This window comes from Pedobacter chinensis (assembly GCF_003339865.1).
GTDB classification, from domain to species: domain Bacteria; phylum Bacteroidota; class Bacteroidia; order Sphingobacteriales; family Sphingobacteriaceae; genus Pedobacter; species Pedobacter chinensis.
Genome location: NZ_QPKV01000006.1, coordinates 259,934 through 286,927 on the forward strand (window position 1 = coordinate 259,934; position 26,994 = coordinate 286,927).

Annotated in this window: 21 protein-coding genes and 1 tRNA gene; 15 read left to right on the forward strand and 7 right to left on the reverse strand. The window is 37.2% G+C overall.

The annotated features are described in order from the left end of the window. Positions 1–147 precede the first annotated feature (147 nt). Positions 148–930: a CPBP family intramembrane glutamic endopeptidase gene (locus DU508_RS15395; protein WP_158542186.1), complete on the reverse strand. Its 783-nt coding sequence runs from the start codon at positions 928–930 to the stop codon at positions 148–150. Between the two features lie 518 nt (positions 931–1,448). Between DU508_RS15395 and DU508_RS15400 the strand changes: the two genes are divergently transcribed. Both DU508_RS15400 and DU508_RS15405 read left to right on the forward strand, forming a co-directional pair. Beyond that, a complete protein-coding gene (locus DU508_RS15400) occupies positions 1,449–2,264 on the forward strand; it encodes a sensor histidine kinase (RefSeq protein ID WP_158542187.1) in 816 nt (271 codons plus the stop codon). After that, a complete protein-coding gene (locus DU508_RS15405; RefSeq protein ID WP_233509647.1) occupies positions 2,261–2,962 on the forward strand; it encodes a LytR/AlgR family response regulator transcription factor in 702 nt (233 codons plus the stop codon). The genes DU508_RS15400 and DU508_RS15405 overlap by 4 nt, the downstream gene beginning before the upstream one ends. A 679-nt stretch (positions 2,963–3,641) precedes the next feature. Here DU508_RS15405 and DU508_RS15410 read toward each other — a convergent pair. After that, positions 3,642–3,878: a hypothetical protein gene (locus DU508_RS15410; protein ID WP_115403696.1), complete on the reverse strand. Its 237-nt coding sequence runs from the start codon at positions 3,876–3,878 to the stop codon at positions 3,642–3,644. A gap of 445 nt (positions 3,879–4,323) precedes the next feature. Further along, on the reverse strand, positions 4,324–4,611 hold the full coding sequence (locus tag DU508_RS15415) for a DUF6922 domain-containing protein (protein ID WP_115403697.1): 288 nt from the start codon (positions 4,609–4,611) through the stop codon (positions 4,324–4,326). A gap of 717 nt (positions 4,612–5,328) precedes the next feature. On the opposite strand from DU508_RS15415, the gene DU508_RS15420 reads away from it, so the two are divergent. After that, complete coding sequence (locus DU508_RS15420) at positions 5,329–7,674, forward strand: PDZ domain-containing protein (protein ID WP_115403698.1); 2,346 nt, start codon at positions 5,329–5,331, stop codon at positions 7,672–7,674. A gap of 805 nt (positions 7,675–8,479) precedes the next feature. Here the strand turns inward: DU508_RS15420 and DU508_RS15430 are convergent. After that, positions 8,480–8,935, reverse strand: coding sequence for a hypothetical protein (locus DU508_RS15430; RefSeq protein ID WP_115403700.1), 456 nt, complete (start codon positions 8,933–8,935; stop codon positions 8,480–8,482). Positions 8,936–9,155: 220 nt separating this feature from the next. Between DU508_RS15430 and DU508_RS15435 the strand changes: the two genes are divergently transcribed. Continuing rightward, on the forward strand, positions 9,156–10,217 hold the full coding sequence (locus tag DU508_RS15435; protein WP_115403701.1) for a sensor histidine kinase: 1,062 nt from the start codon (positions 9,156–9,158) through the stop codon (positions 10,215–10,217). 19 nt (positions 10,218–10,236) lie between these two features. Further along, on the forward strand, positions 10,237–10,944 hold the full coding sequence (locus tag DU508_RS15440) for a LytR/AlgR family response regulator transcription factor (RefSeq protein WP_115403702.1): 708 nt from the start codon (positions 10,237–10,239) through the stop codon (positions 10,942–10,944). A 297-nt stretch (positions 10,945–11,241) separates the two neighbouring features. Here DU508_RS15440 and DU508_RS15445 read toward each other — a convergent pair whose 3' ends face one another. Continuing rightward, the gene (locus DU508_RS15445; RefSeq protein ID WP_115403703.1) at positions 11,242–11,451 is read right to left on the reverse strand and encodes a hypothetical protein; all 210 of its coding nucleotides are present in this window, start codon (positions 11,449–11,451) and stop codon (positions 11,242–11,244) included. A 395-nt stretch (positions 11,452–11,846) separates the two neighbouring features. Between DU508_RS15445 and DU508_RS15450 the strand changes: the two genes are divergently transcribed. From DU508_RS15450 to DU508_RS15465, 5 genes are all read left to right on the forward strand, one after another. Then, on the forward strand, positions 11,847–12,761 hold the full coding sequence (locus DU508_RS15450; protein WP_115403704.1) for an SDR family oxidoreductase: 915 nt from the start codon (positions 11,847–11,849) through the stop codon (positions 12,759–12,761). Between the two features lie 84 nt (positions 12,762–12,845). Next, on the forward strand, positions 12,846–13,280 hold the full coding sequence (locus DU508_RS15455; protein ID WP_115403705.1) for a DUF2147 domain-containing protein: 435 nt from the start codon (positions 12,846–12,848) through the stop codon (positions 13,278–13,280). Between the two features lie 6 nt (positions 13,281–13,286). Further along, positions 13,287–13,490, forward strand: coding sequence for a hypothetical protein (locus DU508_RS23735; protein ID WP_147273640.1), 204 nt, complete (start codon positions 13,287–13,289; stop codon positions 13,488–13,490). After that, a complete protein-coding gene (locus tag DU508_RS15460) occupies positions 13,487–13,840 on the forward strand; it encodes a hypothetical protein (protein ID WP_115403706.1) in 354 nt (117 codons plus the stop codon). The genes DU508_RS23735 and DU508_RS15460 overlap by 4 nt, the downstream gene beginning before the upstream one ends. A 14-nt stretch (positions 13,841–13,854) precedes the next feature. Beyond that, positions 13,855–14,763, forward strand: coding sequence for a helix-turn-helix domain-containing protein (locus DU508_RS15465; RefSeq protein ID WP_115403707.1), 909 nt, complete (start codon positions 13,855–13,857; stop codon positions 14,761–14,763). Between the two features lie 666 nt (positions 14,764–15,429). On the opposite strand, the gene DU508_RS15470 is transcribed toward DU508_RS15465, so the two are convergent. Then, a tRNA-Ile gene (locus tag DU508_RS15470) sits at positions 15,430–15,503 on the reverse strand. A gap of 371 nt (positions 15,504–15,874) precedes the next feature. Here DU508_RS15470 and DU508_RS15475 point away from each other — a divergent pair. From DU508_RS15475 to DU508_RS15495, 5 genes are all read left to right on the forward strand, one after another. Next, entirely contained in the window at positions 15,875–17,077 is a 1,203-nt protein-coding gene (locus DU508_RS15475) for a Pycsar system effector family protein (protein ID WP_115403708.1), read from the forward strand. Between the two features lie 8 nt (positions 17,078–17,085). Further along, entirely contained in the window at positions 17,086–19,140 is a 2,055-nt protein-coding gene (gene ppk1 / locus DU508_RS15480; protein WP_115403921.1) for a polyphosphate kinase 1, read from the forward strand. Beyond that, the gene (locus tag DU508_RS15485) at positions 19,130–20,032 is read left to right on the forward strand and encodes an SdiA-regulated domain-containing protein (protein WP_233509649.1); all 903 of its coding nucleotides are present in this window, start codon (positions 19,130–19,132) and stop codon (positions 20,030–20,032) included. Before ppk1 ends, DU508_RS15485 begins: the two co-directional genes overlap by 11 nt. Positions 20,033–20,071: 39 nt before the next feature. Beyond that, a complete protein-coding gene (locus DU508_RS15490; protein ID WP_115403709.1) occupies positions 20,072–23,677 on the forward strand; it encodes a BamA/TamA family outer membrane protein in 3,606 nt (1,201 codons plus the stop codon). Positions 23,678–23,810: 133 nt separating this feature from the next. Beyond that, positions 23,811–26,225, forward strand: coding sequence for a GAF domain-containing protein (locus DU508_RS15495; protein ID WP_147273641.1), 2,415 nt, complete (start codon positions 23,811–23,813; stop codon positions 26,223–26,225). A 143-nt stretch (positions 26,226–26,368) separates the two neighbouring features. Here the strand turns inward: DU508_RS15495 and DU508_RS15500 are convergent, their stop codons facing one another. After that, entirely contained in the window at positions 26,369–26,971 is a 603-nt protein-coding gene (locus DU508_RS15500; RefSeq protein ID WP_115403711.1) for a GIN domain-containing protein, read from the reverse strand. Between the last annotated feature and the right edge of the window lie 23 nt (positions 26,972–26,994).

Below are 26,994 nucleotides of genomic sequence, written 5' to 3' on the forward strand. Positions count from 1 at the left end.
TTTGTCTGAGTTTGGACTTTGAAAGCTATCGCTATTACTTAAATAAGGCTTACTGGCCGCTATTTTGTAGTTAGTGGAGAATATTGCATTAGAACTAATATGGTTAACGTAATAATGTGATTTTGATTTATTTAAGTGGAATCGTAATTAAACGCTATTTTTTCCTGTTGGCTTTTTGATTTTCCAGATGGCGATTATGGCTATAAGTATGATCAAGAAATAGGGGAAAGATACATTGAACATATTATAGGTCGTATGGCTGTCGATGATGATTACCAAAGCGGAATTTTTGCCACCTGTAGTTCGTGGAATAAGTTCCTGTGCATAGTTCCATCCCAAATGGATCCCGATCGGAAACATTAAGTTTTTAGTTTTAATATAGGCCAGGCCAAAGAGCACTGAGCCAGCACCGGTGGACAACATAACTAGAATAATATCATTTGTCTCCATCCCCTTATTAATGTGCATCAATCCAAATGGAATAGCGATCAGTAACTGTGCAACCCATGAACGATAATTTTTTAGCAGCTCTTGGAAAGGATACCCCCTAAAAACAAATTCCTGAACAAATGCCGACCAGAGGCACATCAGAAAAGTTATAATGACAAAAATTAAATTAATATGGGTGTTCAGTTTCCAGTTGTCCTTGGTAAGTAAAATGGTCAAAATAAAAGTAAAAATCAGCATCATTATCCCGATACCAAGACCACCAAAAAAATCTGCAATGGTATTTTTGTCTTTTGGCCAGAATCCTATCGAAACAAGAGATCGATTTTCTAATCTGAGAAATGCCCAGCTCATCAGTAGGGCAATTGTAAAAAAGAAAATAAAATCGTTGAGCATAGGAACTGTTCCAGCAATAAGGGTAGCCACCCATAAGATTAGGAAGTAGCAAAGTACCTTAATCCATGCTGGGGCGTTGATAATCATGTTTTTCATAACTGCGAATTTTCTGCAAATAGCTTAAGTATAAATTTGCTAGCAACTTTAATCGACAGAATAGGAAAAAATCTACATAAACACATGTTTTTAGGTAACAAGAAGAGGGTTACCTAAAGAAAAATCGCTCATTGGCCAGTAACTAGATTTCATTGGTAAATTTAGCGTGTTGGTCGTTAATATTTGTAGTAACGTAAGGAAAAGCAGATATTTAATCTATGCAGACCTCCAAAATCATAAAAAAAATCTACGCTAAGCCAACAATCAGGATAAGCCTGCACCTTCTTTTTTGGACTGTACTGTTCGGGGTAAAACTCTATCTTACAAATGTTTCATTTAATGTGTATAGATCCTTCCCGACAACAGTATATCTATTTTTAACGTTGGTTGGCACAATTGTTCTAGCCACATTCTATTATATAGCGGTATATGGAATCTTGCCTATATTACAAAAAAGGCGTTACACGGTCGGGATTACTTATTTACTTATAGCATTGGCGTGCTATACCGTGCTAGATTCTTATCTGGAAGTATTCATTATAGGCATGTGTGAAGCATGCAAAGGAATATTGAGGCATGAGAATGCGGCCTATGCATCTTATTTAAACCGCGGACTCATAAATGTAGTACTGACCAGACTGTTGGGATTGGGTACACCCATTCTACTGTTGTTTGCGCTGTGTATTCCATTCAGCATTAAAATGGCCATCCAAGCCTTTAGGAGCAACATCCGAGCCTTGGAACTGGCCAAGGACAATCTACAACTTGAGTTCAGCTTCTTAAAGGCACAGCTAAATCCACATTTTCTGTTCAATGCCATGAACAATATATATGGGCTTATTCTCAGTGGCGATAAGGAGAAATCGGCAGGATTGGTATCAAGACTTTCTGAATTGTTGCGTTATACCCTGTACGATTCTAATGAAGATCTGATGCCAATTGAAAGAGAGCTGAAGCTGATGAACGATTATATCGAACTGGAGAAAGTGAGGCTGAACGATACCAAAGTGAATTTTAAATGGCAATTAGACAACAACGACTATCACATCGCCCCTTTATTGTTAATGCCGTTAATCGATAATGCTTTTAAATATAATAGTGATGAAGAGGGTTCATATATTGATATCTTTTTGGACGTGTTGCAGGGAAAATTCAGGTTTACAATTGAGAATGGTATAGTTGAAGAACAAAAAGGGTATGTAGTTGGGGGTATAGGTATCAATAACCTGAAAAAAAGATTGGAACTTTATTATAAGGACAATCATTGGTATGAAACTTCAGTGTTAGATGGTGTTTATTCTGTAGATTTAACTATCCAACTATGATTAAACTGAATTGTCTTATTGTTGATGATGAACCCATTGCAAGAAACCTGCTCGAAGGGTACATAGGGAGAATCCCAGAAGTATTGCTCGTTAAGAAATGCAAGAATGCGACCGAAGCCTATGAAGCTTTGCACGAAACTTCCATCGATCTCATTTTCTTGGATATCCAGATGCCAACCATTACGGGAACAGAATTTTTGAGGTCATTGCGCAGGCCGCCCCTAGTTGTTTTTACCACAGCCTTTGCCAATTTTGCAGTAGAGGGCTTTGAACTAAACTCTGTAGATTACCTATTGAAGCCAATCACATTTGAACGATTTTATCAGGCCGTACAGAAAGCTATAGATCGAAAAACACCACTTCATCCCCAACCGATGCCAGAAACTCCTGATTACATTTTTATTAAACAGGATTCGAAGTTGGTGCGCATCGACCATGCTGATATTGATTTTCTCCGAGCAGAAAAGGATTTCTGTTGGATCTTCTGTGGTGGCGAAGTTAAATACTTTGTATCCATGCACCTCAAGATGTTGGAAGAAATGCTGCCTGCCAATAAATTTCAACGTATTCATCGTTCCTATTTGGTCAATCTCTCCAAGATAAAGGCGTTAAAAGGAAATACTTTGGCCTTGCGATCGGAAGAAATTCCAATAGGAGCAAACTATCGTCAGCTCTTAATGGAAAAATTAGGACTGTAATTTATTGGTTGACAATAATGTATTTTACTCAAAAAAAAGATATTGTATTAAAATCAATGTGGTATGTGAGTTTAAATTTACAACTCAGCCAAACCAACTTTAAAGGGGGGTGGATGATAAATGTTTTATTCTCCACAAACGCAACATCTAGTTAACAGATCATTGGCGGTTTTTGAAGTGGTTTTGTTATTTTTTGTCTCCGATATGTTTTATTTGTAAAAAGCTAAAAAATACGGCTAAAACCCAGCCATAAAATTTTAGAGATGTAGTAGAAATTTTTTAGAATTTTTGGAAATATAAGAGGTGTAGAATGCAAAATTATCCACTAATAATTTTAAAGTTTTTTAGAAAATTCAGCCAAATTTGGTAAATTAGGTAATACGAAAATTAATAAAAATTAAGCTTAAAGAGCTTTTAATGCGGATCTTTGATGATTTTGAACATTGAAAACTCAGCCAAAACTCAGTCAAATTATCAAAATGACAGATAAAAAACCGCTTTTAGAGCATCAAAAACAGCGTTTAGAGTGCGTAATTGATGAAATATCTACTCCGATACCCTCCATCTGGATATTCGGTTGATTCATCATGATGAGAAACTAAAATAATAACATTTTGTTCAGGAATCGGGAACTCTCGAGGCAATTTGAAAGACGGGAATATTCCGCACAATTTAGCTTTTACATATCATCAGGATGACTGTGTATCCTTGTCTTGAATTCAATATAACGGTCCGTCATTACGATCAGCACTTTTCCTTCCTCTAAGATCATGTGCCCAAATTCATAACAGAAAAAATAATCGCCCTTTTTAGTGTGCAGAATATTGGTGTAGTATTCAAAATTGTAGCCCCTGTCCAGCATCCAGCCCCTGGTGACGATCTTGGTGTCGTTCAGAAAAGCACCTGTTGATTTCATGATCGAACGGTTTCTTCTCAGGTCTCGGGTAATCTCATAGATGCATTTGTCTTCTCCCCAGGCATCGCTCCGCCTTTTAACGCTATTGGCCCGGTTGCGGCATTCGTCGTTACAGTATTTTTTGTCAGAGCGTCCAAAGAGCTCTTTTCCGCATCCGGAGTATTGGCATCTGCGGTCGAAAACATAGGTCAGCTTGCCATGTTTGCTACTGGTAATCAGTCATATATCCCCAAGTATTTTTGATCCATAAAATTCCTTGACTTCTTCAAGAATTTTTTGATATCCTAGTTTGCCAATTATTTCAGGGAAAAATAATCAATATCATCAGAAACTCTATGTCAATAACGAATTGCTAGGTTTGTTCCTCCACCCAAAGTGGAAAGATGTAGTGAAGGTAATGATTGAAGTTCCTTTATAGTTTCTAAAAGGACTTCTGATACTGGTTTCATAAACTGTATCTTGAAAAAGAAGGGATATGATATCTTTCAGCAATCATTGAACATACTTGATTGCTAATTTTTTCTTTAGTAGACTTCAATTCTTTAATAATATCTAATTTATCATAAATTTTTTCAAGTCTTAAAATATCCTCGTCAAACGTATCAGAATTTGTTGCAAAAAGTGCCCTCGGAATAATAATATCCTTGTCTTTTTTAAAGTCAAGTTTATTCATATCCATATCCCAGAATAGGTAGTTAGGGAAGATATTCGATATGTTAATGCTTCTTTTCACTATGACAAATATAAAGATAATATTTAATATGCATTTGTAACTACAACATCTATACCAAATGAAGATAATAAATGACAAATTCATTAATGATCATTATAATTTTGCTTGTAATCTAATTGGAGATTTAGACTTATGTCATAAACAAATAGCTTTACTGACAAGTATAGTGGAGTTGGTACCAATTCCGAAAGCTGTACTAAAGATTATAAGAAATTTCAGGATTTGATGAAGACTGGCAACTATGACAGAGACAGGACGACTTCCTGTAATTGAAATAGAAAAATGCCAAGTTACTATTTAGTATTCCTCTTTAAGGCTTCGTTTTGGTAAAAGAAAGGCAAAGATCAAGTTATACCAACGGAAATAGGTAAAGACATAAGTTATTTATCTATTTGCTATTTCTTAATGTTACCATTTATGTTTATGGCATCTGTAAATTGATGTGAAACCTGAATGGAGTTAATTTGTTGGCAGAGAGCGGCTATAAGCCAAAATCATTGAATATCTTGCTTATTCCATTCAATTCTTTTCCAATGTTAATGATTTACTTGCTTCGTATTAAAAGTAACATATAAGAATATTGATTTGGTATTCTGAATGGCTAATGTTTAGACAACCGTAGCAACACCTTAAACCGGATCTGATGATGTTAACTTCTTGTGGATTATAAACACAGATGTGTTATTTTTAAATTGATTTTCGAATAGGTTTGATTTTATGAAAAAATTGATATTGGTTGCCCTCGTATCGTTATTATTCCAGAATGCTTCCGGACAAATTTATCATGTCTCCGCTTCTGGAAGCGACCGCAATGCCGGATCAAGTACCCAACCCTTTAAAAGTTTATCAAAAGCGATCGCTGTTTCAATTTCGCAACAGGGCAAGGCGGTGACGATAGAAATTGCCGGAGGAACTTATCCACTTGAAAAAACCATCAGTATACACTCAGATGATTATAAAGCATCATCCCTTCTCATCAGATCCCGTGAAAATGAACATGTCGTGCTTAAAGGATCAGAAAAAATAAACCCAACCTGGAAAACGTTCAGGGGAAAGATTCTGTTCAGTAAAATAGATTTGGGAGAAAATTTTGACGATCTCTATTTAGACGGCAAAAAACTGCACATGGCCCGATATCCAAATTTTGACAGTACCGCGAGGGTGTTTAACGGAACGGCAGGCGATGCATTGGCTGAAGATCGCATCAAAACCTGGGCAGATCCTTCGGGAGGATATATCCATGCATTGCATGAGGGAGAATGGGGCGATTTTCACTATTTGATTAAGAAAAAAGATGCCGCAGGCCTGTTGGTGTATGAAGGTGGCTGGCAAAACAACCGGCCTGCTAAAATGCATGCAGAGCACCGGTATGTAGAGCATATCTTTGAGGAGCTCGATTCGCCCGGAGAGTGGTTTTATAATAAAAAAACAAAAACGCTTTATCTCATCCCTCCCTCAAATCAGGATGTGAAGAGGGGCACATTTTATATAACCAGACACACTGAACTTATTTCAATCCGTGGAAGCCTGGAAAAACCAGTTCGGCACATTAAAATTCAGGGAATTGACTTTACCGAGACTTCCAGAAGCTTCATGCAGGTTCGTGAGCCGCTACTTCGTAGTGACTGGGCCATTCTGCGTAGCGGAGCATTATTTCTGGAAGGCACGGAGGATGTTAGCGTTACCGACTGCAATTTTTATCAACTTGGTGGCAGCGCAGTATTTCTGAGCCGCTACAATAAGAACGTCAACATAGTGGACAATCATATTCACGATATCGGCGCCAACGGAGTTGCATTCGTGGGTGATCCTGCCGCGGTACGTTCGCCTGCATTCAGATATGAAGAGTTTGTTCCTTATGAAAAAATGGACATGGCGCCCGGGCCGATCGGCAAAAACTTTCCGCAAGATTGTTACGCTTCCGGGAACCTTATACATAATACCGGAACCATCGAAAAGCAGTCTGCCGGTGTGCAGATTTCTATGGCGTCCAAAATTCTTGTGCGTCACAATACCATATACCAGGTTCCACGTGCGGGCATAAACGTGAGCGAAGGTACCTGGGGAGGGCATATCATAGAATTTAACGAAGTTTTTGACACCGTGCTTGAAACAGGAGATCATGGTGCTTTTAATTCCTGGGGGCGAGACAGGTACTGGAGGCCTGAACGCCAGATTGTAGACAGTATTGTTGCAGCGAGGCCCGGAATTGAACTGCTGGATATTATTGATCCCATCATTATCCGAAACAACAGATTTCGTTGTGACCATGGCTGGGATATTGACCTGGATGATGGCAGCAGCAATTACCGGATATACAACAATATATGTTTGCGTGGCGGATTAAAACTTAGAGAAGGTTATAACCGTATTGTAACAAACAACATAATCATCAACAACACCTTTCATCCTCATGTATGGCTCAAAAACAGCAGAGATGAGTTTAGCAGGAACATTGTTACAACTGCTTATGCACCAATACTGATGGATAATTGGGGAGCAAAAATTGACAGTAACTATTTCCTCAGCGAGGAAGCCTTGAAAAATAGCCGCATTGCAAATAATGATGTTAACAGCAATTATGGAGATGCCGGTTTTGTTGATGAACAGAATGGAAATTACAGGCTTAAAATCAATTCTGATGCGTTTTCTGTAGGATTCAAAAACTTTGATACAGATTTTGGTGTTACCTCGGCCAGGTTGAAAAAAATTGCCAGCAAACCACAGATAGATGCATTGGCTGTTAAAAAACAGCACGTTATATCCGATCAGACCGAATGGCTCGGGGCTACCTGCAAGAATATTGAAAACCTGGGAGAACGTTCTGCCGCCGGCCTTCATAATGACAATGGTGTATTATTGATCAAACTCTTACCCGGATCAATCGCTGAAAAAAATGGATTTAAAAAAGGGGATGTGGTGATCGGACTGAATAATAATGTAGTCAAAAATGTTAACGATCTCCAAAAAATATATCAGGAGATAAGTCTGGAGGGAAAGATAAAAGTGGACATCATGAGAAATCAAAATGCAATGCAGTTGGATATATCCCTGAAAGATTGAACCAATGTTTTCTGACCTACCAATAACAGGCTGCGAAGCTTACTCCAGTAACCCTCTCTCCATTCACAGTTTGGTTCGCATGGAAAAGAAGCTTGATTGCTAATTGCTGCTTTCAATTATGGGTTGTTTTCATTCTCAACGCAACAATTGTTTTAATTGGTATGATAGGGAAAAGCACCGCACTATACCAGGAAATGATGCCCTTCCTGTTTTGATTAAAAGCATGTGGGTTCAGTTTTATGAATTGCGAATTGATGAGATAAACCTTATCTTCCTGGTAATGTTGTTCACCACAGCATGCGTCCCTTGTGCATCATATCTGGACGAAGGGCTTGTGATAACTCTATCTTGACCATATTCTCGCCTAATTGCCCTTAAAGCATCTGCGATAGAGAAGGCATACATTTTAAATGGTTTGCCATCGATAAGCACCTTTATGTTAGCACTGCCAAGGACAGAAATCGCCCCATTTCCGTCAACATTAATCATCGGAACTTTTCTTAGGATATCCGAGGCATCCGGACCAGGCATTTGCAGGCAAGCTTTCTACATTGAAAACGATCCCGTCTATGCGCCGCTCGATGACTGGCCTTTGACCTCGGATAACGATGGTATTTAGGTTTATAGGTAATCTTTTAGTTAAAGAGTCTGCTTTAAGAGAATCAGATCTTATCTACCTTTTGCCCCAGGGCAGAAATATAGTAACAAGATAAAAAAACAGCTAATTTTAGGCATGTGTCTTTTTGTTCAAAATTATTCGGGCCTTTAGTTAACAGAGTTCTCCATGAGCTTTGGCAAGCTTACCTCAATATTTAAGAAACGCAAGTGTCTCGCCTTTGGGAAGTTCATGTGATGCATAATGAAGGCTAAGATCATGATGGGCGTTTCCCTTGCGCAGTAGTAATAGCTCTTTTATGGCGATGGTCATGGTTTCGTTCGAATGAGTGCCATCGGCAAATGCCCACTTCTTTAACACATTACCTTTGTTCCCCCTCAATTCAATGCTCCGGGAAGTACCGCCTGTCTTTGTTGTACAATGTGTGTAATTGATGCGCAATTGGTCGCTTTGCTTCGCCCCGGCAAGTTGCAGTATTCTCGAACTCAAAGGCTGGTTTACCGCCACTTTTAAAACGAGCTTATTGTTCAGAGAAATCTCGTAACTGTCTAATCCGAATTTTGGTGTGAAACCAAATACGGTAAAGCATAAGGTAATCAGCGTAAACATCTTAATAAACGCATGACTGGATTTAATTTGTTGCATAGTATAAGTTTTAAATGAAATAATAGAGTTACTGCACAATAGTAACTTTAAATGCACCAAAGTGAAAAAATAGTAGACCAACAACCAGAATAATAGACGTCAGTTTTTCGCCGTTTATATTCATCTATTTTTTAAGCTGTTTGTCGATATAATTTTGACACTTGAATGCTTTTCGTTTCTTTTGAGCGGAAATATACCATTAGCACTAAACCGATAGAAAATGGATATCATAAACAGGCCGATTAAACTGCCGTTTTCAAATCGCAGCGCCTCAATTAAATATGTATTAATTCATGGCATTTATTGGCTGTTGATCACAGGATTCTTTATTTTCGAAAAAAAATACCTCATATATAAAGCCAGCATGCCTTATTTCGTAGCATGTGTAACAATGCGAATAGTGCTCCTCATCATCATCGCATACCTTAATCTCCAATATTTCCTGCCAAGATACCTTCTAAAAAAAAGATACCTGGCCTATTTTATTGCCGTTATCATTTCTGTGATTGTGTATTTAGCGGCCCAAAGTCTATTTGATTTTTACCTGTACGGGTACGTAGTAGGCCCTATGCGCACCAGTCATTTAATGGAGGCTTTATCCTATAATTTTTTTAGCACCTTATGGTATCTGGGGTTGATGCTGTCGCTTAAATTGAGCCTGGACTGGTATGGGCAGCAGCTTACCCTCCAAAAGATCATGGTAGAAAAACTGAACGCAGAGGTTGAGTTTCTTCGTGCCCAAGTAAACCCACACTTCTTGTTCAACATATTAAATAACCTGTATGCCCTGACGCTTAAAAAATCTGAACTTGCACCAGATGTGGTGCTCAAGCTATCAGAAATGATGGAATATATGTTGTATGATAGTGTTGATGAAAAAGTTTTGTTAGAAAAAGAAGTTACATACCTTAATAACTATATTTCATTGGAACGGCTTCGCTTTAGTGATAAAGCTGCTATTGAACTGAATATAAATGGAGTGTTGAGCGGGCATGAAATTGCCCCACTACTTTTGCTGCCTCTGGTAGAGAATGCTTTTAAACATGGGATGAGCAAGCAAACTGAAAATAGCTGGTTAACTGTCGATATTGTGCTGGAAGGGTCAACATTGACAGTTATGGTAAAGAATGCCAAGCCGTCTTCAGTTACTGGCACAAATAAGGGGGGGATAGGCCTTGAAAATTTACGAAAACGTCTGGAACTGCTATATCCCGATAAACACAACCTTGTGCTTGAAAACAACCACAATAGCTTTTCGGCCAGACTGATGCTTAAACTGTAAATCAAAACAAATTGAGAATATGCTAAAAATTGTCGCTATAGATGATGAGCCGCTTGCACTTGAAGTGATTGAGGGGCACTTAAAAAGAATGGATGATATTCATTCTGTAGCACTGTTTAGAAATGCATCAGATGCGCTGCACCATGTTAAAAATCAAAAGGTTGATCTATTATTACTAGATATTGAAATGCCCAAAATTACAGGTATTGAATTTCTGAAACAATTGCCAGATCCACCGCTTACTATTTTTACAACTGCATACCGCAACTATGCTTTTGAGGGATTTGAGCTCGGTGTGATTGATTTTTTATTAAAGCCGATTTCCTTTGTGAGATTTTCTGCTGCAATGGATAAGGTCAGAGATTTTATTACGCTTAAGACACAGGATACACGCCTTGAATCTGGTGAATCTGCCCCGGGATTTATTTTTGTTAAAAGCGGTGTAAAAAGGATTAAACTTTATTTTGAACAGATCACACATATACAGGGGTTAAAAGATTATGCCATCATTCATACAAAGGAGGAAAAAATTGTGATCAAAGGCTCGATAAAAATGGTGCAGGATATGTTTCCACAAGCCCTTTTTGTTAGGGTTCACAAATCTTTTTTGGTTGCCAATGCCGTTATTAAAAGGCTTGAACGCAATAGAATAGTTATAGAAGACCATCAGATCCCTATAGGAAGGAGTTATCGTGAGGATGTTGAAAAAGTATTGAAGATGCATTGATGGGGGAAAGAGGGGCAAAGAACCATTGAAAGATGACAAATCTCCCGAAATCAAAATGATATGGTTGGATTAATAAATCACTCTACGCTGAATTGCGTGTTTAGGGTACGATGCGAAAATGTTACTCTAACGGCAAGTGAGGGGTATGGGTTTATAATGAATTAATTGCTGATTGTTAAAACTGCTCAATAATTATTGTTTCCCAATCTGTATAGATAGCTTTTCAATTACTTTTCTATGTTTTGCCGTTAATCGTTTCTTGATTACATCGAGATTAGAGTCAATAAACTTCTTTGGTTATTGTGACAGACATGGATTATTATCTCCCCATCCTTTTTCATCAAAAAGATTATCCATTTCTCCGGATGCTTTTTCCATAAAATATTTAGAAAGTAAATCCTTGACCTCAACCCACACTTTTTCCGGATACTGCTTAGAAAACATCCTAGGTAATTCCAATTGTGGCTGGGTAAACTTCCCGGTGGGTAATATATCTTCCACTATCATAATACCTATGCTTTTTTCAAATTTACAAAACTTGCCGAAACATTCGAAATGTGGGCAACTACGTTCAATTACAGGAGATTTTTTAAAGTGATGGCGAAAGGGCTATGGTTTCGTTTTCCTACCGATCTCCGTAATTGCCTGCCCTGCATTCCAAAATAGAGATGTTAGTGGCAATGGCAGGACGACCGCAACCGACAGGCAGACACCCGACCAGATGACACAAAAAAAAATAAAAAAAGCCGACCACGCAGGAAAAATTTAACCAAAGCCCACCCACCACTTCAAACAATTTGACTGTTTTCGTTGACAAATCACTTTTGACTAACACAAAAGTCGTTTTGGCTAAATCTGTTTTTTGAAGTCGTTGCAACTTTGCATCAATAAAAGACAGAGAAATGGAAAAATGGACAACATCAAATATCCCTCAAAGAAACGAGGGTTTAGCAGTAATAACTGGCAGTACAGAAGGTATTGGATTTGAAGATGCATTAGCATTATCATCAGCAGGATGGAATGTGATAATGATGGGGCGTAGCCCTCAAAAAGGGGCAGAATCAATTGCTAAGATTCATCAGATTAACCCGAAGGCAAAAGTGAGTTTTGAAAAAATAGACCTTGCTGATCTATCTTCTATCAAAGCCTTCGCTTCGAAAATGATTTCAAAAGGACAAGCTATCGATCTTCTCATCAATAACGCTGGCGTTATGACGCCACCAAAACGACTCGAAACTGCCGATGGCTTTGAGTTACAGTTCGGCACAAACCATATCGGTCACTTTGCACTGACAGCACGACTTCTTCCATTATTGCGTAAATCACCAGATGCTCGTGTTGTTACCGTTTCAAGTATAGCAAATCGTGAAGGAATAATCAATTTTAATGACCTTCAGTCAAAATCTTCGTATGCTCCAGGGAAAGCATACAGTCAGGCAAAACTTGCGAACCTGATGTTTGCTTTAGAACTTCAGCGACAAAGTGAAAAGCACGGTTGGGGTATCGTGAGTATGGCTGCCCATCCAGGTGTTTCCCGAACAAATCTACTTATTACTGGTGCAGGGCGATGGAGCACCGCAGGAATGGCGAGAACTTTTCTTCCGTTTTTGTTCCAGCCATCTGCACAAGGAGCCTTGCCAACATTATATGCAGCCACATCTCCAGAGGCCAAAGGAGGTATGTATTATGGACCAAACAAAATGATTGAGACTCGAGGATTTCCATCTGTCGCAAAAATACCTGCACAAGCTGAGGATGTAAATGTCTCATTAAGACTATGGGAGATATCGCAAGAGTTGGCTAAAGTTGAATTTTAGTACTCCTATTTTTCAAGCTACTATCGGAAGCATAAAGCATTTAAAGCGCTCAATTTCAATATCGAATTAAAAAAACAAATAAAAATGAAAAAATTACTTTTTGTAGCTACAATGCTACTTGTATCGGTTGCAACTTTTGCACAAAAATTATCGCCAGACCAAATAGTAGGTGTATGGCAATGTGAAGATTATAAAATAGAGTTTTATAAATCGGGCAATACCTATTCGGCTAAATTGTTGTGGTCAAAGAGTATGTTTGAAACTGACGGGAAAACACCTAAAAAAGACAGTAAAAATCCTGACGAGAAATTAAAAAACCGTTCTATAGAAGGCATTACACACATCACAGGGCTGACCTACAAAAATGGCGAATACATTGACGCTAAATTATACAGCGTAGATGACGGAAATACTTACAGCCTGAAAGGCGTACTGAAAGATGCAAATAATCTTGAAACAAGGGGTTATAAAGGTATTCCAATGCTTGGAAAAACATACAAATGGACTCGTGTAAAATAAAATAATATGAAAAACGACAACAACAAAGACGAACTGTCAAGACTTTGGTCTATGCTTTCACAAATGTTACCACCAATCGGATTTTTCCTGTATTATAAACACAGAAAACCATTTCCAAACAAAGCAAAAAAGGCATTAAGAAATGCTTTAATTGGTCTTCCGATTGCAATAATATTGGGTTACGTTTTTAATAATTATATCGTAAAATGATAAAGAACATAATTTCATTAGTGTTGCTGATTGTTTCGGTAGCATTAAGTTTCAAACACGGTTGGGACACTTTTAACTACAAGAAAAATCCAGAAACATTAAAAATGTTGAGTGAGTTGGGTATAAGCGAATTGTTTATTCCGTTCTTTGGTGTTTTGACCATTACAGTTGGAGTTTTATTGCTTATACCCAAAACATTTTTCTTGGGCAACTTACTGAACGCAATGTCAATCATTTTGATTATGGCTCTGGCATTACGGGCAGGAAACTACAAAATGGCTTTGATAGAAATTCCGTTTTTAGCATTGCCTTTGATTATGATTTGGCTTAAATATCCGTTTAAAAATTAAAGTAACTTTGTGCAATGGCAAATTCAAAACCATATAGACTACAATCCATAACGGAAATACATCGTTTAATGGGACTTCCAAAGCCCCAACATCCACTTATCGGCATCATTGATTTGTCGGGACTGAAAAACAATTCAGATATAAATACCGTGTTATTTGATTTGTATGTCATATCATTAAAACGAGGTTGCGACAAACTTTTTTACGGACAACAGAAATACGATTTTGACGAAGGCTTAATGGCCTTTTTGTCGCCTGGGCAGATTTTGCGGGGCGAACAAAACGGAGTGCCACCTAAATTGGAAGGTTGGATGTTGTTCATTCACCCCGACTTTTTATGGGGAACATCATTAGCAAACAAAATGAAGAAGTATGAATATTTTGACTATTCTGTAAACGAAGCCCTGTTTCTTTCTGACAAAGAAGAAACGCTCATTAACAGCATTGTAGAAAACATCAAAAACGAATATCACGCAAACATTGATAAATTCAGTCAAGACATTATCATTTCACATCTTGAAACGCTTTTGAATTATGCAGAACGCTTTTACCAACGTCAATTCATAACCCGAAAAATCACTAATCATCAAATCCTTGACCGATTGGAAAAACTACTTTCGGACTACTTTAACAGTGATGATTTAGTAACAAAAGGTTTGCCGACAGTTCAATACATTTCAGACAATTTGAACGTTTCGCCAACCTATTTGCGTAGTTTGCTCAAAACATTGACAGGACAAAGCACACAGCAACACATACACGACAAGTTGATTGAAAAAGCCAAAGAAAAACTATCAACTACCGATTTGTCCGTAAGCGAAATTGCTTATGAATTGGGTTTTGAACATTTACAATCGTTTAGCAAACTTTTCAAGACAAAGACCAACGTTTCCCCTTTAGAGTTCAGACAATCGTTTAATTAAAATTTTCCCCTTCCCCTCTTTTTTATTTTTTCAGCAGACACACGAGCAGACTACGGCTGAGGAAAGCCACAGCCGCAAACCGTTAAGCAAAAAGAAAGATTTTACCTATACCTGGTACGCCGACCCGCTGGCCCTGCTCAAAGAGCAGGGGTTGCTCGACGAGTTTCAGCAGCGGCAGTTATGAGCCTTTATAATTATAATTATTCAGGTTACAGTTTTCGTTCAGCCAGTCCGGTAAGGTGCGCCTTTGGTTTCATTTGGCCACTTTTATCTAAATGGGTTACTATACATCAAAAATACCAGCTTCCAGTTTTCGCAGCAGTTCCATACGGCCCTGTGTTTTTGTTTTTACCGTCATGTTCTGGATATGGGTGGTCACTGTATGTATAGGCGGGCCGCGATCTCGCTGGTGTGGCAGTCTTTGTGCAATAATTTGATGACCCCGGTCTCCCTGGCGGTAAGCTGAAAACGGGCGCAGTTTTCATAGAAGGCTTCCGGTCATATCCTTTAGCCTGCTGATCGCGTTCCTGTCTTGCCGAATGGACTTAAAGATAAATGTAAGACCTGACTAAAACAGCGATTGCCGTGTCAAGCTTTGCGATTGAAAAAACCGAGTTTCTGATACAAAAATAGCCTTTTTCTATTGAAAAAGGCTATTTTTATTAGTGGGCCCAGCTGGGCTCGAACCAGCGACCAAAAGATTATGAGTCTTCTACTCTAACCAACTGAGCTATAGGCCCCGAAAAAACATTTGTTTTTTGCGAGTGCAATGTTACAAAATTGCATTCAATTTTGGAAAAAGTTTTTTCTTTAAAAGTTAAAAAAAATTAACATCAGCTCATTTTCAGCTCATTATTCAATTTGAATAACCCAATTAATAAACGGTATGTTTTATAAAGTGAGTATTAAATCAATTCATTATTCGCTTTAATGCATAACTGTTTTGTAAAATAAACGAGGCATTATTGTTGTTAATTCAGATCGACGTAGTTTTTGTAAAAATTAGCGTAATTTTATAATCAATAAAAAACCAAAACAATTTAGGCTTAAAAGTATTTTAAGAAAATGCATTTCCTCAAAATAATAAATTATCTCAAACAGAAATACATTCATGGACTATAAACAATTGCAGGAAGATGTAGAAAAGCACGTAAGCGATTACTTCCATACCCATAATGATCCGCGATTGGTTTATCATAATTTTGAACATACCAAAGAAGTTGTTAACGCCACACAGCAAATTGCCAATCATTATCAATTAAATGAGCAGGATTTTTTTGCTGTAACCGTTGCCGCATATTTTCATGATACAGGCTATTTTGAAGATGCTTTAGACCATGAAGCCAAAGGTGCTGAATTGGCTGATGAATTTTTAAGACAGCATAATGTTGGAACAGAAATTCGTGAGCAGGTTAAAAGCGCCATTTTAGCTACCAAAATGCCGCAAAACCCTAAAAATCAAATCGACAAAATCATTTGTGATGCAGATTTATTTCACTTAGGCTTACCAGATTTTCGTAAAAAAGGAAAGCTCATGTATAAGGAGGTAGAACTGATTTATAAAAAAGACATCACTAAATTGGAATGGCGTAAAAAGGATATCCAGTTTATGGAATCACACCGCTACCATACTGATTATGCCGTTCTCCTGCTTAATGATCAGAAGCAAAAAAATATCAGTAAGCTAAAAAGTAAGCTGACCGCTCAGGAAGAAATTAATACAGAACTTGATGAACCCCGTAATTTTGCGCCCGTAATTGATTTAGGAAAGAAAAAAGACAAAGACGATCGTCCGGACAAAGGAATTGAAACCATGTTTAGAATCACATCGGCGAACAATCAACGATTGAGCGATATGGCTGATAATAAAGCCCATATTTTAATCACCGTAAACTCCATTATGCTTTCCTTAATCGTGAGTTTACTGTTACGCAGGCTTGAAGATCATGGGAATTTGATTATTCCAACATTTATTTTGCTTATTGTGAGTTTAACCTGTGTGGTGGTTTCTATTTTATCCACCCGTCCATCCATACCCAAGGGAGAATTCACAAAAGAAGACATGGATAACAAGAAAGTCAATCTGCTGTTTTTTGGTAACTTTTACAAAATGAGCCTGCCCAGTTATACCGATGGAATGATTAAGGTTATGAACGACAAGGATTTTCTTTACGGCACGTTAATTACCGATGTATATTCTCAAGGCGTGGTTTTAGGACGTAAATACAAACTGATTCGCTTGGCCTATAACATTTTTATGTGGGGCTTAATCATTGCAGTTTTTGCTTTTGTAATTGCTTACGGTAAACTTTAATGGCCGAAATGATTGCTTCATCCTTTTTCAACAGAGATTTAAGTTGGCTGAAATTCAATGAAAGAATATTGATGGAAGCTGAACGCGATTCAGTTCCGTTATTGGAACGGATTAAGTTTCTTTCCATTTTTTCATCCAATCTTGACGAGTTTTACCGCGTGCGCATGCCGGTTCTTTTAGCTTTAGAAAAACTGAGCAACCGTGAAGACAATGATATTCAGATTGAAGAAGATCTGTTAAAAACAGCAAATGAGTTGATTTATGATCAGCAGCAACGCTTTGGACAGGTTTTGAAATTGAGCATTATTCCGTTACTTAAGGCGAACAAAATTAATCTGGTTTACGGGCATCATTACCCGGCTGAAGTTCAAAAGCCGATAAGCCAATATTTTTTAAGTCAGGTTTTAGCATTTTTGCAACCCATTTATATTAATGAAAACACTCATTTCTTTCCCAGCAATAATGAGTTGTATTTTTTGATTATACTTAAAGCCCCTGAGGGATCCAAAGCTGTCATCCTGAATATTCCATCCAATGAATTGCCACGATTTTATAAGGTAGAAACTCCTGATGAAACTTTTGTTGTTTTCTTAGATGATATAGTCCGTTTTCATTTGGATCGTATTTTTCCCAACGATGAAGTTTCAGGTTGCTTTAGTTTTAAAATAACGAGAGATGCCGAAATAGATTTAAAAGATGAGTATCCGGGAAATTTATCTGAACAACTGGAAAAGCAACTTTTAAAACGCGACTTGGGTTTAGCTACCCGATTTCTGCATCAACCCGGAATTCCTGTCGATGTTCTGGAGCTGATAAAGAAAATTTTCAATTTAAAGAAAGCAAATAGTATTGAAGGCGGACAATACCATAACCTCAAAGATCTGATCGGTTTTCCGGTAAAATCTGATCAGCTATCCAATAATACATGGCCTAAAATATGCAATACAAGCATTATTAACGGCACCTTAACGGAAGCAATTTATAAAAACGACATTATTATACATACGCCTTACCAAAGCTATGACAGTGTTTTGCGTTTTTTTAACGAGGCTGCAATTGATGAAACCGTTCAGGAAATTTATGTTACCCTTTACCGGGTAGCCAGCGATTCAAAAATTGTTAATGCATTAATCAGCGCTGCAAAAAACGGCAAAAAAGTAACGGTTTTAGTAGAGCTTAAAGCCCGTTTTGATGAAGCCAATAATATCAAATGGGCTAAAAAAATGAAGGCTGCCGGCGTTGACATCATTTATAGTGTTACTGCGTTAAAAGTTCATGCAAAAGTTGCTTTGGTAAAAAGAAAAACGGGGCACAGAATGCGTTATGCAGGCTTATTTGCTACAGGTAATTTCAATGAAAGTACAGCTGCATTTTATACTGATCATATTTTAATGACGGCCAATAAAGAAATGCTCAGGGAAGTGGAACTGCTTTTTATTTTTCTTGCAAAGCGAACGAAGCCAACAGCCGACAATTTTATTGAATTTAATCAGTTATTGGTTGCACAGTTCAATCTTCAGCAAACTTTTCTTTCATTAATTGATAGGGAAATTGCACATGCAAAGGAGGGTAAAGTTGCTTCTATCACTATAAAAATGAATAATCTTGAGGAGAAGGTTTTAATTAACAAGCTCTATGAGGCATCGGAAGCTGGTGTTAAAATCGAGATGATTGTTCGAAGCATTTGCCGCTTGATTCCAGGAGTAAAAGGCATGAGCGAGCATATTACAGTCACCAGAATTGTAGATCGGTACCTGGAGCATGGTCGGGTTTTTGTGTTTCACAATCTTGGAAAGGAAGATGTATATTTAGGTTCAGCCGATTGGATGAACCGCAATATTTATCGCAGAATAGAGGTTTGCTTTCCTGTTTACGATAAAAAAATAAAACAAGAAATTTTAGATATCATCAATATTCAAAAACAGGATAACGTACAAGCTGTTATTATTGACGAGCACATGAACAATGTTCCCGTTCAACAAGAAGCGGTTCGGGTTTCATCTCAACATGATATCTACCAATATTTAAAAAACAAAAATGAAATTTCATCCCATGAAGAATAAAACAAAACTAGTGTCAGTAGTGGCATTATTTGCTATTGCCTTTATCGGCGTTTCCTGTGTAAATGAAAAGCATGATGACAAGTCATCTCCTGCTGAAAAAACAGCTCAAACAACAGACACAAAAGCCGGTTTACCTTATGATTTAGCTAATCCGGTTAAATATAATATGCCACAAAACCTGTTTGAAATTTCTGGAATTGTTTTTCACAATGGCGATCCAAAAGAGGTTTTTGCTATTCAGGATGAAGATGGAGATTTATTTCATTTAGGTTTAAGCGATAAAAAATCAAAATTTACCAAATTTGGTGGCAAGGGGGATTATGAAGATGTAACGATTATAAATGATCAAATCATTGTTTTGAAAAGTAATGGAGAACTGCACACTTTTCCGATTTCTGAAATCAATACTCCAGTAGTGAAAAATGTGATTCGAACTAAAGATTTGGTTCCGAAAGCTGAGTATGAAGGCCTGGCTGCCGATGAAAAAACTGGCATGATTTACATTTTAACAAAAGAAGTAAAAAAAGATAAGAAAGATCAAACTGATATTTTTGCCTTTAAATTTGACAATGGGAAATTTACACCAAATGGTACTTTCAGCTTGCCTTACAAAGAAATTGCTGATCTGACCGGCGAATCTAAAATGAAATTCCGTCCATCTGCTTTAGCTAAAAATCCATCAACAGGTGAATGGTATGTGCTTTCATCGGTGAATAAATTATTGGTCATCACTGATGCTGATTTCAAAATAAAAGCAACTTATCCCTTAAAAGGAAGTTTTTTCAACCAGCCAGAGGGGATTGCCTTTGACCGGGATCATAATCTTTATATTTCAAATGAAGGGGGTGTGCTATCTGCGGGTAATATTTTAATGTTCAAACTGAAAAAATAATCAGTTGAAAATTATCTATCTTTATACAAACGCCCGGCTATGATTAAAAGATTTACCCTAATAGCAATCTTATTTTTTATTAATCTTATTGCCTTTGCGCAAGATGATGTAAAATATCGTGTTATTCTTTTTGGAGATGCAGGAGAAATGAATCCTGCCCAGATGCAGGATTTGAAAAATGCTGCGAAACAGGTTATCCCTAAAAAGACCACCGTTGTTTATTTAGGCGATAATATTTATCCAACAGGAATGGGGCTGCCGGGGAGCCTTGAAGAGGAGAACACCAAAAAAATATTACAATCGCAGTTTGAGCCCATGCGTAAAATGGGCGCCGCAGTATATTTTGTTCCTGGTAATCACGATTGGGATAAATCGGGTCCGAAAGGTTTGGCAAAAATTAAAGCACAGGATGCTTTTTTGAAAGCGCAGAATGATCCGCTTTTGAAGCTTGTGCCTGAAAACGGCTGTCCTGATCCTGTAGCAATTAAACTAACAGATAAACTGAGCATCATTGCCTATGATAGTGAATGGTGGCTTTTTCCTTATAATAAATTTAATCGGGCAGGAGAGTGCGATTGCAGAACAAAAGATGAGATTCTGGTTCGCATGGAACAGTTGCTGGAAGAAAATAAGGATAAAGTGATTTTACTGGCTTCTCATCATCCGTTTCAAAGTTACGGGCCACATGGCGGGTATTTCAATTTAAGAAACCATATTTTTCCATTAACCTCCTTAAATAAAAATCTTTATATCCCAATGCCTGTGTTGGGTTCCGTTTATCCGTTGTTGCGATCTACTTTGTTAAGCCCTGAAGATTTAAACCATCCGGCCTATAAAGATCTCATCAGATCTGTAACGGGCGTTTTTGGCGATTATCCGAATGTTACTTATGTTGCTGGTCATGAACATGGTTTACAACTGATCAAAGGAAAGCAACTTCAAATTGTTAGTGGCTCGGGCTCAAAAGTATCTCCCAATAAAGAAGGAAAAACTTCATTGTTTCATGAAATGCAACAAGGTTATGTAATTGCCGATCAGTTAATGAACAACGATATGCGCTATGAATATTATATCTATTCTGATACAAGCGTTAAAAGAGTTTACAGTTATATCAAAAAGTTTGAAACTATTCCCGTTAAGGTTAGAAACAGGGATAAACCGATTACGGCTGATAGTATTTTTGTGCGTATAAAACCGGAATACGATAGTGTTGGCCGCTTTCACAGATTTGTTTTTGGTGAAAATTACCGTAAAGAATATGCACAGCGAACTAAAGTCCCTGTTCTTCGGGTTTCTCAGATGATGGGGGGGTTAAAAGCGACGCAGCGTGGTGGCGGAAATCAATCCCGTTCATTACGGTTAGAGGATAAAAATGGCAAAGAATATGTATTGAGAAGTGTAGAAAAATATCCGGAAGTTTTGTTGCCTGAAGGATTAAGAACAACTTTTGCAAAAGACATTATTAAAGATAATATGTCTGCACAGCATCCATTTTCGGCCTTGGTTGTGCCTGAATTGGCTAAAGCAGCTAAAATTCCACATACCAATCCGATTATTGGCTGGGTTTCTCCGGATGATAATCTGGGCGAATTTGAATCTGCCTTTGCCAATACCTTGTGCTTGTTTGAAGAAAGAGAGCCTGTTGGCGAATCAGACAGTTCTCCTAAAATGGATAAGAAATTAACCGATGATAACGATAATAAGTTAGACGGGCCTGCCTGGGTAAGAGCAAGGTCGCTTGATGTATTGCTTGGCGATTGGGACAGGCATGAAGATCAATGGCGTTGGAAAGAAACCAAAACCAAAGAGGGTTCAATTTATACTCCGGTACCGAGAGATCGTGACCAGGTTTTTTTCAGGTCGGATGGTTTTTTACAACGTTACAGCCAATCTTCATCATTGCTGCCCATGATGCAGGGGTATGAGCGTGAAATCCAGAACATTAATTGGTTTTTATGGGAGGGAAGGGAAATCAGTAGCCGCTGGACAGCCAATATTGATGAAGAAGAATTTAACAAAATCGTAAAAGATTTCTGTGCCAATTATAACGATGAGGTTTTTGAAAAGGCTCTAAGTAAACTTCCAGAACCAGGTTATTCACTGCATCATGACGAATTTTTAGCTCAACTGCGTGACAGGATTGCCAGGTTGCCAAAGCTGATGAGTGATTACTATCATTTTTTTAACCGCATTGTGGATATTGAAATGACAAACAAGAATGAATACATCCAAATAACCGATGCAGAAAATGATGGTTTGCATGTAAAAATCAATAAAATTTCAAAAGAAGGCAATGTTAAAGATAAATTGTTCGATAGAACCTTTGATCCTAAAACAACCAAAGAACTTCGTATTTACCTGCACAATGGAAACGACAGTTTAATTTTAAACAACAAAAACTCGAAGATCAAAATTCGCATTATTGGTGGCAAAGGCAGTAAATATTATGATTTTGCCAATAGTAATGGCTTAGTTAGATTATATGGCAGAACCGATAATGCCACTTATGGAGGCAATGATCAGGATAAAATCAGAAAAATCATCTCTAACGATACTTCAAACTTCAGCTACATTCCAAAAGATTTATACCGGCGAAATTCTTACCTGTTAAATGCAGGTTACAATAATGATGACGGAATTTTATTGGGATTAATTTACAAACAAACCAATCCCGGTTTCAGAAAACAACCATGGGGAAATGCGCAAACGCTGTCCTTTTTACATTCGTTTTCTACCAGAGCATTTCGTTTTAGTTACAAGGGAGAGTGGTTAAAAGCATTAGGAAAAGGCGATTTGGTAGTTAAAGGCGATGCGTATGCACCAAATAATACCCAAAATTTCTTTGGCTTGGGTAACGATACTCATTTTGACGAGCATGGAGATGACATCCGTTATTATCGTGCTCGTTTTAATCTTTATCAGGTTGATGCAGCTATTAGGTGGCGCAGACCAAAATCAACTTTTTCAGTTGGCCCGTCTTATCAGTATTACAAATTTAACGGAGAAGATAATGAAGGTCGTTTTATCTTAAACCCAGGTCAGCTTCATTCTGCTGACAGTTTGACAGTTCGTAATGAAAAAATGTTTGCCGGTGCAATTGTTAATTTTACCAATAACACCCGCGATAATGATTTGTTGCCTACTTTAGGAAGTTTTGTGGATTTTAAATTGCTTGGTTATAAAGGTGTAAATAAATATTCTAATTCTTTCGGACAATTTACCGCGAGTATTGCTTTATATAAAAACCTCGATGGCAGAAAGAAATTCATTCTGGCTGATCGTTTTGGAGGTGGGGTTACGGTCGGTAAGCCTGCATTTTATCAGGCATTATATATCGGTGGTCAGGGAAATCTATTGGGTTATCGCCAATTCAGGTTTGCAGGAGAGCATATTTTTTACAACAACCTGGAATTGAGGGCTAAGCTTGGTGATCTGGTAAGCTATGTTCTGCCTGGCCAGATTGGCTTACTAGGTTTTTATGATGTTGGTAGAGTTTGGAAAAGAAATGAAGCTTCCACAACATGGCATCATGGTGTGGGTGGTGGCGTTTATTTCGCACCGGCATCACTCACAGTTGTACGATTGGTAGTGGGACATTCTACAGATGGGTGGTATCCATATGTCTCGTTAAATTTTAGGTACTAAATTTGTGTAAGTTACAGGTAATTGAAGTATTACGTTTTACAGACGATTGTTCCTTTACCGATTACATATCTTTGCAATGAATTAGTAATTAATCAGATAACCCAAAAATTTACACTATAGCAAAACATATACAATGAATACCAATGTAATACAGATACATAAAAACGAGTGTATACATTGCCAGGTAGAATCTACACTATCTTTTCGCCCCCTTGTGGAGTATTTAAAAGGTAGATTGAAAACAGAAAAATCAGTAAAATCTGAATTTTATAGGTTTTTACTTCAAAAAATTGAAAAAGATGATATGCTTCTGAATAGCGTAAGCGCAGAAGAATTATCGAAATATAAAGATACATTAGAATTAATTTTTACCATTCTTACACCTTTAATGGGGGATGAGGATGATTTGTTTTGGGCGTTGAGCACACCAATTCCTGATCAGATTTTTTTTAGTACCAATGCTTTTTATAAATTTTTTAAAGATCACGATCCTAAAAACAAGGTTAATAAAGATAGCGAGCCTGTAGAGAAAAAACAGCTCAAATTTATCTATAACACTATTTTAAATCGCTTTTACAATTTTACCTCGGTAATCAAAAACGAGATCATTTATGGTCACCTTAATCAGGAAACCAAGCTTACGCAATACTATAATATCCAAACTGACACCAAGTTTGTGGATATTAAACATAAAGGTAAACTACCTGAACTTAATTTTGAAGAACTGGGACAATGCTTTCAGGACAATAATGAGCTGGAATACCTGATGAACAATCTTCCTTTGAAAGATTTTCATTTTGAAGGTTTCAGCATCATTTCTATAACTGATGTTACTCTTCAACATTCCATTGATGGTATTCGCGATGCTTTGGTTAATCATAATTACCAAACAGAGGCATATGCTCATGTGATTCAGGCGTTAAAAAGCTTAAGTGGCGATGGAAATTTAGAGTTTGGTTTAATGCCATTCTTAACGGTAAATAATAAGCTGGTTTTTGATAATAAGGAATTTTCACAAAGCATGCTGATCAATTCGGCAAAAGCATCAAACCTGGAAGAAGAAGTTTTTTATTCATTGGTTGATAAATATAAAGAAAATCCCAGGGCAATTTTTGTAAGTGCTATTAATGATGATCAAATTTCTAAAGATCCGTTTTTAAGGGTTTTAAAAGAAGCTGGTGTTTGTTCTTATTCCGTGCTGCCTGTTTATTACAATATGCAGTTAGCAGGTGTATTGGAAGTATATTCAAGCCAGGAAGTGTTGGTTGATGATAAGTTATTGTCAAGATTACGCCCAGCCATGCCATTGATTGGTCAGCTTTTTCAGTATAGTATTGAAGAGTTTGATGCTAAAATGGATGAGGTTTTGATGGATAAGTTTACAGCTTTGCAGCCATCTGTTCAATGGAAATTTAATGAAGCTGTATGGCATTTTCTTCAAAGCCAAAACAGCAACAATAAAGTAAAGGAAATTGAAACGGTTACCTTTAAACATATGTATCCGTTATTTGGTGCAATAGATATTCGCAACTCTACAACAGAGCGAAATAAGGCATTAAAAGATGATTTGCAGGTGTTGTTGAATAGTCTGATTGATGCATTAAAAGCCATTCGTAAAACGGTTACCTTAGAACTTACCGATAAATTGCTCTTCAATTGTAAGGATTGGATTAAACGCATTGGTAGTTTTGCTTCTTCAAATGAAGAAAATCAGCTTAATGAATTTTTAGAGATCGAAGTTTATCCATTTCTTTCGATCATTAAAGGAAACTATCCTGAAACAGCAGAAATTGTTGACAAATATTTTGAGGTGATCGTTCCTGAAACGGGTGCTGCTTATGCCAATCGCCGGCAGCTTGAAGTTTCCATGCAATTAATCAATACAGAGGTTAGTCAGCATTTGGAAAAATCACAGGCGAATCTCCAGGCTTCGTATCCTTGTTATTTTGCCAAGTTCAGAACCGATGGGGTAGAATATGATATTTATATCGGGCAGGAAATTGCGCCAGAGAGACCTTTTGATTTGCTGTATTTGAAGAATATTCGTTTGTGGCAATTAACTTCAATGGTTGATATTGCCCGTTTATCAAAAGGACTGATCAATGAAATGCCTCGTCCGTTGGAAACCACTCAGTTGATTTTCATTCATTCAAATGCTATTGATATCAGCTTTAGAAATGATGAGCGTCGTTTTGATGTGGAGGGTGCTTACAATATCCGCTATGAAGTGGTTAAAAAACGGATTGATAAGGTGTTGATCAAAGGAACCGATGAGCGCTTAACGCAACCACATAAAATTTCAATGGTTTATTTCAATCCGGATGAAGCCAAAGAATATATGGAATACATTAAGTACATGCAGGTTCAAGGTTATTTAAATGACGATTTAGAGCAGCTTGAACTGGATGAATTACAAGGTGTTTCTGGTTTGAAAGCTTTAAGGGTTGGTGTTAAGTATCTGGATAACCAGAAAGATGCTCCAAAAAAGTTAAAGCCTAAGGAATTGAAATCAATTGAAAAAGAGATCGCCAAAATGCTCCAACATTAAAACAATATCATTGATCGTATGAGGTTGTCCAAAACGACTCTTTAGGCCGTGATTCCCAACTTGATTGGGTTATGTTAATGTTAAAAACAAAAAGCTTTCTGAATTAAATCAGAAAGCTTTTTCATTTGTGTGTTTTTATACTATTAGTTATTCGATGCAATTTCTTTTTCAACTGCTACAGTTTCAACTGAACTGATGTTTGTTTTCAAAGCTGCAAATTTATCGATAGTTAATTTTTGAGTTTTGCCCATAACCAAAGTGTGGCTATCAGTAGATCCGCTTAATTTCAAATCGGCATTATCTTTAATTACAGTATATAAGCCTTCGGTGCTGGTATTGATATCTGCATGAGCATTTCCTTTTAAAAAGATTTGAAGATATTGAGTTGTTAGTTTACCTTCGGTTTTAACAATTGCATTTTCTGATGCTTCGATTCTGAAAATGTCTTTTACATAAACCACTACTTTTGTTAATCCTTTATCTGAAGATGAAATTTTAAGATTGTCACCATCTTGAATAATTTTAGCACTTCCAACATTATCCTCGGCATAAGAAACGCCTGCTGAACTCCTTTGTACTAAAGTAACTTCTACATTTCCTTTTACAGAAACTCTTTTAAAAGTACCTACTGTTGAAACTTTTACCGGTGCTTTTTCTGTAGCAGAAACACTGGTTGAAAATACGCCTGCAGATAAAACAATTGCAGTTAATGAAGATGCAATTAGGGTTTTGATTGAAGTTTTCATAATGTTTTGTATTTAATAATTAA

Coding starts and splice junctions, on each gene's coding strand:
- DU508_RS15395 (WP_158542186.1), bottom strand. CDS start 930: ATGATTATCAACGCCCCAGCATGGATTAAGGTACTTTGCTACTTCCTA.
- DU508_RS15405 (WP_233509647.1), top strand. CDS start 2,261: ATGATTAAACTGAATTGTCTTATTGTTGATGATGAACCCATTGCAAGA.
- DU508_RS15410 (WP_115403696.1), bottom strand. CDS start 3,878: ATGAAATCAACAGGTGCTTTTCTGAACGACACCAAGATCGTCACCAGG.
- DU508_RS15420 (WP_115403698.1), top strand. CDS start 5,329: ATGAAAAAATTGATATTGGTTGCCCTCGTATCGTTATTATTCCAGAAT.
- DU508_RS15430 (WP_115403700.1), bottom strand. CDS start 8,935: ATGCAACAAATTAAATCCAGTCATGCGTTTATTAAGATGTTTACGCTG.
- DU508_RS15435 (WP_115403701.1), top strand. CDS start 9,156: ATGGATATCATAAACAGGCCGATTAAACTGCCGTTTTCAAATCGCAGC.
- DU508_RS15440 (WP_115403702.1), top strand. CDS start 10,237: ATGCTAAAAATTGTCGCTATAGATGATGAGCCGCTTGCACTTGAAGTG.
- DU508_RS15445 (WP_115403703.1), bottom strand. CDS start 11,451: ATGATAGTGGAAGATATATTACCCACCGGGAAGTTTACCCAGCCACAA.
- DU508_RS15450 (WP_115403704.1), top strand. CDS start 11,847: ATGGAAAAATGGACAACATCAAATATCCCTCAAAGAAACGAGGGTTTA.
- DU508_RS15455 (WP_115403705.1), top strand. CDS start 12,846: ATGAAAAAATTACTTTTTGTAGCTACAATGCTACTTGTATCGGTTGCA.
- DU508_RS23735 (WP_147273640.1), top strand. CDS start 13,287: ATGAAAAACGACAACAACAAAGACGAACTGTCAAGACTTTGGTCTATG.
- DU508_RS15460 (WP_115403706.1), top strand. CDS start 13,487: ATGATAAAGAACATAATTTCATTAGTGTTGCTGATTGTTTCGGTAGCA.
- DU508_RS15465 (WP_115403707.1), top strand. CDS start 13,855: ATGGCAAATTCAAAACCATATAGACTACAATCCATAACGGAAATACAT.
- DU508_RS15475 (WP_115403708.1), top strand. CDS start 15,875: ATGGACTATAAACAATTGCAGGAAGATGTAGAAAAGCACGTAAGCGAT.
- ppk1 (WP_115403921.1), top strand. CDS start 17,086: ATGATTGCTTCATCCTTTTTCAACAGAGATTTAAGTTGGCTGAAATTC.
- DU508_RS15485 (WP_233509649.1), top strand. CDS start 19,130: ATGAAGAATAAAACAAAACTAGTGTCAGTAGTGGCATTATTTGCTATT.
- DU508_RS15490 (WP_115403709.1), top strand. CDS start 20,072: ATGATTAAAAGATTTACCCTAATAGCAATCTTATTTTTTATTAATCTT.
- DU508_RS15495 (WP_147273641.1), top strand. CDS start 23,811: ATGAATACCAATGTAATACAGATACATAAAAACGAGTGTATACATTGC.
- DU508_RS15500 (WP_115403711.1), bottom strand. CDS start 26,971: ATGAAAACTTCAATCAAAACCCTAATTGCATCTTCATTAACTGCAATT.